Below are 11257 nucleotides of genomic sequence, written 5' to 3'. Positions count from 1 at the left end.
TCTATCCGTAAATTTGGTTTAAAATATCTAAAATTTGCATCTCTAAGGAGTAAGTAACAAAAAGCCCAAATGATAAAAACGGAATAAACGGAAGTTCATAATCTTTTTGTGCTGCTATAAAAAACGCAGGAAGTGAGACAATAGCTGCTATAAATATCGCTATAAATGCTAAATTTAGTCCTAAAACTGCCCCCATAGCTGCAAATATAAATATATCAGCTGATCCCATGGCAAAGCGTCTTTTTATAAGGCTAACAATCAAAGCTAAAAGTGTAAAAATTCCTGCTATTATTAAAGCATCAGTTATGCCTTTAAGACTAAAAGAGTATAAAAGAGCTAAGACAACACTGGTATATAAAAGCTCGTCTGGAGCTGCTGTATAGCGAAGGTCGATTATACTCATAGCAAGAAGAATTATAAAAAGCGTTCCTATAATTAAAGCTTTAAAAAGTTCTAAATAGTTAAACGAACCAACTTCTATAAAAAATCCAACAAGCATAAAAAGCCCGCCTAAAAGCTCTATTATTGGGTATTGTATAGAAATTTTACTCTTACAAAAAGCACACTTTCCACCTAAAAAAAGCCACGAAAAAACTGGTATATTGTGATACCATTTTAGTGGCGTAAGGCAGTTTTGGCAGTGAGATGAAGGAAAAGAAATACTTTCAATTTCGCCAACATCAATGCCTTCTTTAGCTTTTTGTTTTTTAATGGCAATAACTGGCATTCTGTAGATTAAAACATTTGAAAAAGAGGCAATACAAAGACCTAAAACAAAGTAAAGAGATGCTAAAAAAATCATCATAATCCACCAAACTTTCTATGAATTTTCTTATAATTTTCTACTATTTTAAAAAGCTCTTTTTGATTAAAATCAGGCCACAAAGTTGGCGTAAAAACTAACTCAGCATATGCTCCTTGCCAAAGCATAAAATTTGATAGTCTTTGTTCGCCACCTGTTCTTATGATAAGATCAACATTGCCCATTTGTGGGGCATCTAAATGTTGTGTGATATTTTCTTCATTTATCTCTAAATTTAATTTTATTAGTTTTTTTACAGCCCTTGCTATCTCATCTTTTGAACCATAGTTTACCGCTAAGGCAAGAGTTAAATTTGAGCCATTTTTTGTGACTTCTTTAAGGTGAGATATCGCTTTTTTTAACTCATCATCAAATACGCTTATATCGCCTTTTGTCTCAAATTTAACGCCGTTTTTTATAAAAAGAGCTTCCTTTTTTTTGATAAAATCTTTTGCAAGGTTTAATAAAAAATCAATCTCTTCTTTTGGTCTAGACCAGTTTTCAGTACTAAAAGCATAAAGAGTTAAATTTTTAATGCCTAAATCTATACAAGTTAGTGCTACTTTATCTATCGTATCAGCACCGTTTTTATGACCAACGCTTCTAGCTAGGCTTTTTAGTTTTGCCCAGCGTCCATTTCCGTCCATTATTATTGCTAAATGATTTAAGTCGTTCATTATATGCTTTTTATAAGGTTTGCTATCTCAAAAGCCACTTTTTCTTTACTGTTTTCAGCAATTTCTACAACTTTTTTATCTGTTATAAAGCTTATCTTTGTTACATCGCTTCCAAATTTAACATTTCCAAGTAAAACATTTAAGCAAACCGCATCTAATTTTTTGATTTTAAGCATATTTTTAGCATTTTCAAGTGCAGTTTTTTCATCAACTTCAAGTTTAAATCCTATCTTTTTTATGCCATCTACATCAACTGAAGTTAAAATGTCGATATTTTTTCTAAAATTTAGAGTTAAAACCCCAGCCGTATCATCTTTAGATAGCTTACCTTTTACTTTATTTGGGATAAAATCACTCACAGCTGCTGCCATAACCAATATGTCGCCTTTGTTAAATTTCTGTGTTCCAAGTGCACTTTGAAGTCCAAAAGAGCTATCAAATTTAACTATTTTATAAGGTGCATCAAATTCTACACTTGTGATAAATACAACATTTGCTCCAAGATAGTAAAATGTATCAGCTAAAGCCTTGCTCATTTTGCCACTTGAGAGATTGCTTATAACTCTTACATCATCTATCTTTTCTGTTGTTGGACCACCTGTTATTACAACAGTTCTGCCAAGGTAGTAGTCATCTTTTAAAAATTCTCTTATAACAGCATATATAATATCATCTACATTTGATAAAGCACCTTTTCCAATCTCTCCACAAACTAGCTCTTTTTTAACTGGTTGTATTATCTTAGCACCATTTTCTTGTAAAAATTCAATAGAGCGTTTAAAGCTAAAGTGGTTTAACATCCTTTCATTTGCTGCTGGTGCTATTAGCAAAGGAACACCGCTTGAAGCAACTAATATATCAAGAAATATAGAATCGCAAATTCCATGAGCTAATTTATTTATGGTATTAACTGTAGCTGGAGCTATTAAAACTAGATCAAATTTAGAGTACTCTATGTGATTTACACCATCACACCAACTATGTGTTTTTGAACAAGCTACTTTGTGTCCGCTGACTGCTTCAAAACTCTCAGGTGTTGCAAATTTCATAGCTCCATCGCTCATCGTTACATATACACTTGCACCTAGTTTTTTAAGTTTTGAGATAATCTCATATGATTTGTAAAAGCTTATACTTCCACAAACCGCTAGTAAAATTTTCTTATTTTTTAACATTTTTATCTCCAAAAAATTTATAGTAAAATCCATCTTTATTTACTTGTGTTGATCGTGATATAACCAAATCACCGCTTTTAGCGTCTTTTGTCACGGTTGAACCAGCTGCTATTATCACATCATCTTCTATTTTTACAGGTGCGACAAGTTGCGTATCGCTTCCAACAAAAACATTTTTTCCTATTATGGTTTTATATTTAGCCTTGCCGTCGTAATTGCAAGTTATCGTTCCACACCCAATATTTGTGCCACTTCCTATCTCACAATCACCCAGATAACTTAAATGCCCAGCTTTTATATCGTCAACTTTAGCTGCTTTTAACTCTACAAAATTTCCTATATGAGAGTTTTTTATCTCGCATTTTGGGCGGATATGAGCAAGTGGACCTATACTAGAAGAGTAAATTTCACTACTTTCTATAACGGTTGAGCTTTTTATTTTGCTATCTTTTATAAAACACTCCCCTATAATGCTTACATTTTCTTCTAGTTCGCACTCTCCTTCAAATTTCGCTCTTGAGTCAATGTAGATAGTGTTTGGTAAACGCATTTTAACGCCTGCTTTCATTAAATTTTTTTTAATCTCATCTTGCATTATGTTTTCTGCTATGCTTAGAGTAAATTTATCATTTATGCCCATGAAATTTTGTTCATCAACTAGCACAGTTGTGCATTTATAGCCTGATGTTTTAGCTAATGAAATTGTATCAGTTAAATAGTACTCATTTTGAGCATTATTGTTTGAAATTTTAGGTAAAATTTGAGCTAATACTTCAGTGTCAAAAGCATAACATCCACTATTTACTACATCAACTTCTTTTTGGCTTTCATTAGCGTCTTTTTCTTCTACTATCTTTAAAATTTCACCATTTTGAGTGATAACTCTACCATATCCGTGTGGATTTTTTGCTTTAAAAACTGCTACGGTCAAGTCTGAGCTACTTTTGGCTAAATTTTTTAACTCCTCGGTTTTTATTAAGGGCATATCGCCACAAAGCACGATAGTTTTATCTTTACTAAATTTCAGACCTTTTAAAGCACCAGCTGTTCCGGGGAAATTTTCTACGTCTTGGCGGTAAATCTTAGTATTAGGAAATTTTGATAAAACAGCCTCTTTAACCTCTTCAAACTGGTAGTTTAAAACCACACTTACATCGCTACTTATATCATAAGCTTTTCTTAAAATATGACATATCATCGGCTCACCACTTATATCAAAAAGCACTTTTGCCTTGTTTGATTTCATTCTAGTGCCAAAACCTGCTGCTAAAATAACTACTGAAACGCTACTCATTTCTAACCTTAAAATTGTAAAAATACAGCATTTTACCAAAAATTAGTTAAAGAAATGGTTATATTGAAGAAAAATATTATATCTTTAAAGGTGTTGGCAAATTTCACATTAAATTTATATTTTTTTAGTATCATTTTCAAACAAAGGATAATTATGAAAAAAACACTATTTATCACTCTACTCTTAGCCTGTATTGGTGGGTTTATATATTTTAAATTTATAAAAAGTAGTGATGAGATAAGATATCTTACCACAACGCCTATAAAAGGTGACTTTGTAAATTCAGTAGTGGCAACTGGAGAAGTAAATGCAATGGACTTAATTGACATCGGTGCTCAAGTTAGTGGGCGTATAGAAAAGCTATATGTTGATATCGGAGATATGGTTAAAAAAGGCGATATGATAGCTCAAATAGAAGATATCAGACAAAGAAATGAAGTCGATAAGAAAATCGCTGAGTATGAGAGTTTATTAGCAGACTTAAACGCTACACAAATTGCTAAAGATATAGCAGTTAGTAAGCTTAAAAGAGAGGAAAAACTCTTTAAAAGAAACGCAACTTCAAAAGAGAGTCTTGAGATGGCTCAAAACGAAGCAGCTCTTAAAATTTCACAAGTTACTCAAATAAATGCAAAAATAAAACAAAATCAAATCGACCTTGATACAGCTATGACAAATTTAAGCTATACAAAAATCACAGCACCAATTGATGGAACGATAGTTTCAACCATAGTTAAAGAGGGTCAAACAGTAAATGCCAACCAGACAACTCCAGTTATCGTTCAAATAGCTGATTTAACAAAATTACAAATCAATCTTGAAGTTGCTGAAGGAGATCTTCCAAAGATAAAAGAAGGTCTTAAAATTCGCTACTCAATACTTGCAAACCCAAATATAAAAAAAGAGTCCATTATTAATAAAATCGATCCAGCAATGACATCTCTTAGTGATGGAACTCTTTCAAGAAGCAGCTCAACAACTTCAAACAAAGCAGTATATTACTACGCAAAATCATATATAGATAATAGTGATAACTTCCTAAAAATAGGCATGACAACACAAAATGAGATCATAATAGATGAAAGTATTGATACGATGTATATACCAAAAAGCGCAGTTTATAAAGAAGATGATAAAGATTTCGTAGATATATTAGTTGGAAATTTAGAGCATGAAAAAAGAGTTAAAAAAGAGGTAAATTTAGGTATAACTGATGGTTTTTATGTAGAGATAAAAAGTGGTCTAAAAAGCGATGATAAAGTTATATTAGGCGATAGCACTGAAGTTGATAAAAGATCATCTATGAAAAGAAGTGGTGGAATGGTACATTGATAGAGTTAAAAGGCATAAATAAAAAATTTACGCTTGGTGAGAATAGCGTTAGAGTCTTAAAAGATATAGATCTTAGTATAAAAAAGGGTGAATTTGTAGCTATCATTGGACAAAGTGGAAGCGGTAAGTCAACTCTTATGAATATTATCGGCTGTCTTGATACGCCAACAAATGGAAAGTATCTAATGAATAATAAAGATATAAGCCATTTTAGTTCTGATGAGTTAGCTTCTCTTAGAAGAGAGAAATTTGGTTTTGTATTTCAAAGATATAACCTAATACCATCTCTTTCAGCCCTTAGCAATGTAGCTTTACCTGCGGTTTATGACGGTATAGATAAAAACAAAAGAGAAAAAAGAGCTTTAAATTTATTAAACTCTTTAGATTTAGGTGATAAAAGCCAAAATATACCAAATAAATTAAGCGGTGGACAGCAGCAAAGAGTAAGCATAGCAAGAGCTTTGATGAATGGTGGTGAGATTATCTTAGCAGATGAGCCAACTGGAGCACTGGATTCTAAAAGCGGGCTTATGGTCATGGATAACCTTACAAATTTACACAAAAAAGGTCACACGATAATACTTGTAACTCATGATTTAAATGTCGCAAACTATGCAAATAGAATAATAGAGATAAAAGATGGACGAATTATAAAAGATGAGAAAAAAGATGATAAAATTTATGAGTTAAAAAGCAGACAAAAGAGTAAAATAAACAAAATTCCAGCCTTTAAAAGCTCACTTACTGAGAGTTTTAAGATGTCAGTTGGAGCGATATTTAGCCATAAACTTCGCTCGCTTTTAACTATGCTTGGCATTATTATTGGCATTAGTTCAGTAATATGCGTCGTAGCTCTTGGAAAGGGTTCTCAAGAGAAAATCTTATCTTCAATTCGCGCTATTGGGACAAATACAATTACTGTTTTTCCTGGTAAAAGTTTTGGTGACAGGCGAGTAAATCAGGTAAAAAGCTTATCGGTTAGTGATTCTGATTTGTTAAATAAACAGCCATATCTTGACTACTCCACACCAAATACATCAAGTACTGGTGTTTTGACTTATAAAAACCAAAGCTTAAATGGAAATTTAAGAGGTGGAGGGCTTCACTATTTAGAAGTTAATGGGCTTGAGTTATCACATGGTAGAGGCTTTAGTAAGGCTGACATAGATGAGTCAAATTCGGTTTTAATAATTGATGAAAATACTAAAAATAGCTTTTTTAAAAATGAAAATCCACTTGATAAGGTGCTATTTTTTGAGCGTCAGCCATTTAAGGTAATAGGCGTTGTAAAAGAAAATGATACTATGTTTGGAAGTAGTGATGTTTTAAGAGCTTATGCACCTTTTTCTACTGTGGTAAATAAAATCACAGGCGATAGAAATGTCCAAAGCATAACTGTTAAAGTAAAAGATAGTGCCAACCCGCAAGTTGCTGAGACAAGACTTACTGATTTGTTAGTTGCAAAGCATGGTAAAAAGGACTTTTATACAAGAAATTCAGATACGATTCGCCAAACTGTTGAGGCTACGACAAATACTATGAGAATTTTAATATCAGGTGTTGCTTTGATATCTCTTATAGTTGGTGGTATTGGAGTTATGAATATTATGCTAGTAAGCGTTACAGAGCGAACTAAAGAGATTGGCATTAGAATGGCAGTTGGTGCAAAACAAAGCGATATTTTGATGCAGTTTTTGATTGAAGCGGTACTTTTGTGTGTTATAGGTGGAGTTATTGGGCTTGGATTAGCGTATGCAATTGGTTTTTTATTTAATAACTTAAATATTGACTTTTATATGAAATTTAGCCTTACGCCAGCTTTAGTAGCGTTAATAACATCTAGTTTTATAGGGGTAGTTTTTGGTTATTTGCCAGCAAGAAATGCAAGCAAACTAAACCCCATTGATGCACTTTCGCAGGAGTAAAGATGAGAAATTTTATAAATTTAGTTTTTTTAGTGTTTATTTTAGTAGGCTGTGCTGGAAAAACAGCAGTAGATAACTATAAAGTACAGGAATTTATAGATGAAAATGAGAGTTTTACTATAAATGAAAAATGGTATTTAGGGTATGACCAAAAGCCTTTAAATTTACTTATTGATAGAGCTTTAGTGGCAAATAAAGAGCTTGAAATAGCAGCACTTAACTCACTTCAAGCTTTAGCTAGAGTAGGGCTTATAAAAGCTGATTTGCTGCCAACTTTTATGGCTTCGTGGGGAGTAGAAAGTGGGCGTGATATTAGCGTTTCACAGGAGTGGAAAGATAGTTTTAGCTCAAATTTAAGCATTAGTTATGAACTAGATCTGTATGGTAAAATCAAAGACAGCGTAAGTAGTAGCCAGTGGAGTGCAAAAGCTAGCATTTATGATTTAAAAGCAGCTAAGTTAAATGTTATAAATTTAGTTGTTGATAGCTATTTTAGGGAGCTTTATTTAAGAGATACTTTGATGCTTTTAGATGAAAATTTAAAAAACTATAAAAGCCTTAAAAATATCGTAAATTTAAAGGTAAATTTAGGAAAATCAATGCCGATGGAGGCTTTAGAAGTAGAAAAAAGCATACTAAATTTACAAAATCAAATTCTAAATTTTAAAAAAGATAGAGTTGCAAATTTAGAAATTTTAAGAAATTTACTTTATTTAAAGCCAGATGAGACTATAAATTTAGATGGCAAGGCTTTGCTTGATATCAAATTTATGGGTGTTGATATGAGCGTGCCTGTTTATGCACTTAGTAATCGCCCAGATATTAGATCTTTTATCTCGCAGATAAATTCTAGCTTTTATGATTATAAAGTAAGGCAAAAAAGCTTTTATCCAACCATTTCTCTTGGTGGTTCGCTTTCGTCTTCAAGTAGTGATTTTAGCGGAAGCGGTGAGCTTGATTTTTTAAGTGGAAGTATAAGGATAAATTTACCATTTTTAGACTATAACCGACTAAAAGCAAACCTTAAAATAAGCGAGCTTGAATTTGAAAAAAGAGTAGCAACTTATAAAAACGCACTATATAAAGCACTAAATGAGGTAAGTAGATTTTATAGTGATTATACAAATTCACTTTTACGCCTTGAAAATAGCTCTAAAATAAGCTCAAACGCTGCGAAATTATCTAGTCTTTATTACACAAGATATACTCTTGGAAAGGCCGAGCTTAAGGATTATTTGGAGGCTAAAAATGCTGAAATTTCAGCCAAAACTAGCTTAATAAATGAAAAATACAAAGCCTTACAATCTGAAATTTCAGTATATAAGGCAATGGCTGGAAAATTTGAAAGCAAGTATTAAAACATAAAAATTTACATAGTTATTCCCATGTGAATAAGGCGTGAATAACTTGTGAAATTTATGTGAATATCTTTTAAAATTTGCTTATAAAAGATATGAAATTTAGCTAAATTTAAAAGCTAAATTTCTCTTTTTAAATAAAATTCACGCCTAAATTCATCAAATTTGCTATTTAATATAGCCTCTCTTATCTCTTTCATTAAATTTAGATAATAATGCAAATTATGTAAAGATGCAAGACGGTAAAAAGTTAGCTCTTTTGCTCTAAATAGATGACTTAAATACCCCTTTGAGTAGCGTTTACAAGTATAACAATCACACGCTTTATCAATTGGTTCATCATCATGAATAAACTCAGCTCTTTTTATATTAAATTTACCAAAAGTTGTAAAAAGTGTGCCATTTCTTGCATTTCTTGTAGGCATCACGCAGTCAAACATATCAACACCACGATATACATTTTCTACCAAATCTTCAGGTGTGCCAACTCCCATGAGATATCTTGGGCGATTTTTATCTATAAAGGGCATAACATTTTCAACAGTTTCATACATCTCTTCATTACTCTCGCCAACACTTAAACCACCTATAGCAAGACCATCAAATTCCATCTCACATAGACTTTGTGCACAAATTTTACGCATATCAAAGTCAGTTCCACCCTGGATTATTCCAAAAAGATTTTGATTTATTCCAGTGCCTTCATTTTGTTTAAATTTATGATACTCTAAAGCTTCTTTTGCCCATTTTATCGTTCTTTTTATGCTCTCATCTACTCTTTTTTTAGTCGCTGGCAAAGCTACTAAATCATCTAAAATCATCATTATATCGCTACCTAGTTTGTGCTGGGTATCAATAACGCTTTTTGGCGTAAAATAGTGTTTACTACCATCAATGTGTGACCTAAATTTAATTCCATACTCATCTGGTTTTGAGATATCACTTAAGCTAAAAGCTTGAAAACCGCCACTATCAGTTAAAAAGCTATTTGGAAATTTTGTAAAGCCATGTAATCCACCAAACTTTTTAACCACATCCGCACCTGGACGAAGATACATATGGTATGTGTTTGCTAGAATTATTTTAGCTTCTAAAATTTCACTCATATCAACAGCATCAAGCCCCTTTACAGCCCCAACAGTTCCAACTGGCATAAAAACTGGAGTTTGTATGACCGAGTGGGCTGTTTGAATAGTACAAGCCCTAGCATTACCGTCTATTTTATCTATTTTAAATTTCATTTTGCTATAATATCCTTTTTAAAATTTGGAGTTAATTTATGAAAAACATAATGATTATTTGCGATGGTATTTTAGCTAAAAATTTCTTAGAAAAGATTGTAACGCTTAAAAACCTACGCCATAATTATACAATTATTTATAACAGTGACGAAACTATTAGCGAAAATATCGTAGGCGATAATCTTACATTAGAAAAATTTGATGCCACAAGCCTACCTAGGCTAAAAGTTGCACTTAGTAAAAAATTTGATACTTTTATGATCATTCAAGATAACAAATTTAACACTATAAATATATATAAGAATTTAAGAGAAATTTTACCAGATGTTGAAATTTATCTACTTGATGCTTGGGATGATTTTAGTGATAGATTAGACGATAAACACCTAAAAAGCGTGGATTTATTGGATATTATAACCTCTAGGCTTGTTGGGTATTTGCCAGATCATCCTATTTTAGCTGATGATATTGGGCTTGGAAGTGGGGAGATAATGGAAGCAAAGGTTCCAGTAGGAAGCTCTTTTGCCTATAAAAGAGTTGGAATGTTTACAAATCAAAAGTATAAAATTCCTATGATTTATCGTCATAATGAAGCAATTGTTACAAAATACAACACGATGATTTTTCCAAATGATACTATTTTGATGGTTGGCGAACCATCTGTTTTAAAAGACGTATACACGACTATAAAGACCGCTCGTGGGCAGTTTCCATCGCCTTTTGGGATAAATTTTTATCTTATTATTGATATGGCAAGAACTGAGAAAAATGAAATCTTAAAGATGATAAAAAGTGCTAAATTTCTAAATGAAACTCTTACAAATCATAAGCTTTTTATCCGCATTATTAACCCAACTACGCTTGATAGTGTAAAGGAGTTAACAAGTGATTGTGATGGTTTGAGTTGTGAGATAATGGTTGAGTATAAAGAGCAAGTTTCTATAATGGATAAGGATGTAAAACACCATAAAATCGGTATGATTATATCAAATAATGAATTTTTTGAACGCTATAAAAAAAGAGTTTTTAATCTTAAAGTTCCTATCCTTACCCTTGGCGATAAAGATGTAAGCAATCTTAAAAAAGGCGTTGTTATAGTAAATAATAAAAGCTCTACAACTGGGGCTAGTGTTGTTTTTGATCTTTGTGGTCAGCTTGGTCTTGATATTAGTCTTTACTACTACGACCAGATTGAAAAAGATGAGGTTATTGGTTATTATAAAGACCTTTCAGAGCTTTTTAAAAAAGAGCTTTTTATAACAAATAACTCTGAGATAAATCCGCTTAATACTCTTTATGAAGAGAGCGATTTTTTACAGTTTGTGCCTTTTAATGAGAGCGTTTTAAAAAGAAATTTACTCTCAAATTTGTCAAAAGATATTGATGAGCTATATTTTAAGCTTAAGAGTAATTATCAGCTTTTTATACCTGATTTCAGTGAAATTTAAGAAGT

General features: G+C 32.0%; 9 protein-coding genes. 4 read left to right on the top strand and 5 right to left on the bottom strand.

All coding sequences use genetic code 11. The annotated features are described in order from the left end of the window. Nucleotide 1: 1 nt before the first annotated feature. From CCORG_RS04760 to glmU, 4 genes are read right to left on the bottom strand one after another with little or no spacing between them, the layout of a single operon-like run. Nucleotides 2–802: a prepilin peptidase gene (locus CCORG_RS04760; protein ID WP_025803394.1), complete on the bottom strand. Its 801-nt coding sequence runs from the start codon at nt 800–802 to the stop codon at nt 2–4. After that, the gene (uppS, locus tag CCORG_RS04755; RefSeq protein WP_025803395.1) at nt 802–1479 is read right to left on the bottom strand and encodes a polyprenyl diphosphate synthase; all 678 of its coding nucleotides are present in this window, start codon (nt 1477–1479) and stop codon (nt 802–804) included. Before uppS ends, CCORG_RS04760 begins: the two co-directional genes overlap by 1 nt. Further along, the gene (coaBC, locus tag CCORG_RS04750) at nt 1479–2654 is read right to left on the bottom strand and encodes a bifunctional phosphopantothenoylcysteine decarboxylase/phosphopantothenate--cysteine ligase CoaBC (protein ID WP_025803396.1); all 1176 of its coding nucleotides are present in this window, start codon (nt 2652–2654) and stop codon (nt 1479–1481) included. Before coaBC ends, uppS begins: the two co-directional genes overlap by 1 nt. Continuing rightward, nucleotides 2641–3948, bottom strand: coding sequence for a bifunctional UDP-N-acetylglucosamine diphosphorylase/glucosamine-1-phosphate N-acetyltransferase GlmU (glmU, locus tag CCORG_RS04745; RefSeq protein WP_025803397.1), 1308 nt, complete (start codon nt 3946–3948; stop codon nt 2641–2643). The genes coaBC and glmU overlap by 14 nt, the downstream gene beginning before the upstream one ends. Before the next feature lie 153 nt (nt 3949–4101). Between glmU and CCORG_RS04740 the strand changes: the two genes are divergently transcribed. The 3 genes from CCORG_RS04740 to CCORG_RS04730 are packed head-to-tail and all read left to right on the top strand — an operon-like array spanning nt 4102 to nt 8563. Further along, entirely contained in the window at nt 4102–5280 is a 1179-nt protein-coding gene (locus CCORG_RS04740) for an efflux RND transporter periplasmic adaptor subunit (RefSeq protein WP_025803398.1), read from the top strand. Beyond that, nucleotides 5277–7205, top strand: coding sequence for a MacB family efflux pump subunit (locus CCORG_RS04735; protein ID WP_025803399.1), 1929 nt, complete (start codon nt 5277–5279; stop codon nt 7203–7205). The genes CCORG_RS04740 and CCORG_RS04735 overlap by 4 nt, the downstream gene beginning before the upstream one ends. 2 nt (nt 7206–7207) lie before the next feature. Continuing rightward, nucleotides 7208–8563: a TolC family protein gene (locus CCORG_RS04730; protein WP_025803400.1), complete on the top strand. Its 1356-nt coding sequence runs from the start codon at nt 7208–7210 to the stop codon at nt 8561–8563. A 119-nt stretch (nt 8564–8682) separates the two neighbouring features. On the opposite strand, the gene tgt is transcribed toward CCORG_RS04730, so the two are convergent. Beyond that, nucleotides 8683–9804, bottom strand: coding sequence for a tRNA guanosine(34) transglycosylase Tgt (tgt, locus tag CCORG_RS04725; RefSeq protein WP_025803401.1), 1122 nt, complete (start codon nt 9802–9804; stop codon nt 8683–8685). Between the two features lie 38 nt (nt 9805–9842). Here tgt and CCORG_RS04720 point away from each other — a divergent pair, with 38 nt between their 5' ends. Beyond that, nucleotides 9843–11252: a hypothetical protein gene (locus tag CCORG_RS04720; protein ID WP_025803402.1), complete on the top strand. Its 1410-nt coding sequence runs from the start codon at nt 9843–9845 to the stop codon at nt 11250–11252. Nucleotides 11253–11257 lie beyond the last annotated feature (5 nt).

It is taken from the genome of Campylobacter corcagiensis, assembly GCF_013201645.1.
Taxonomy (GTDB): domain Bacteria; phylum Campylobacterota; class Campylobacteria; order Campylobacterales; family Campylobacteraceae; genus Campylobacter_B; species Campylobacter_B corcagiensis.
This window is presented reverse-complemented; position numbering and strand designations above follow the sequence as displayed.

What these genes read in the sequence shown, in the direction of transcription:
- CCORG_RS04740 (WP_025803398.1), top strand. Translation starts at nt 4,102, where the DNA reads ATGAAAAAAACACTATTTATCACTCTACTCTTAGCCTGTATTGGTGGG.
- CCORG_RS04720 (WP_025803402.1), top strand. Translation starts at nt 9,843, where the DNA reads ATGAAAAACATAATGATTATTTGCGATGGTATTTTAGCTAAAAATTTC.
- uppS (WP_025803395.1), bottom strand. Translation starts at nt 1,479, where the DNA reads ATGAACGACTTAAATCATTTAGCAATAATAATGGACGGAAATGGACGC.
- coaBC (WP_025803396.1), bottom strand. Translation starts at nt 2,654, where the DNA reads ATGTTAAAAAATAAGAAAATTTTACTAGCGGTTTGTGGAAGTATAAGC.
- glmU (WP_025803397.1), bottom strand. Translation starts at nt 3,948, where the DNA reads ATGAGTAGCGTTTCAGTAGTTATTTTAGCAGCAGGTTTTGGCACTAGA.
- CCORG_RS04730 (WP_025803400.1), top strand. Translation starts at nt 7,208, where the DNA reads ATGAGAAATTTTATAAATTTAGTTTTTTTAGTGTTTATTTTAGTAGGC.
- tgt (WP_025803401.1), bottom strand. Translation starts at nt 9,804, where the DNA reads ATGAAATTTAAAATAGATAAAATAGACGGTAATGCTAGGGCTTGTACT.
- CCORG_RS04760 (WP_025803394.1), bottom strand. Translation starts at nt 802, where the DNA reads ATGATTTTTTTAGCATCTCTTTACTTTGTTTTAGGTCTTTGTATTGCC.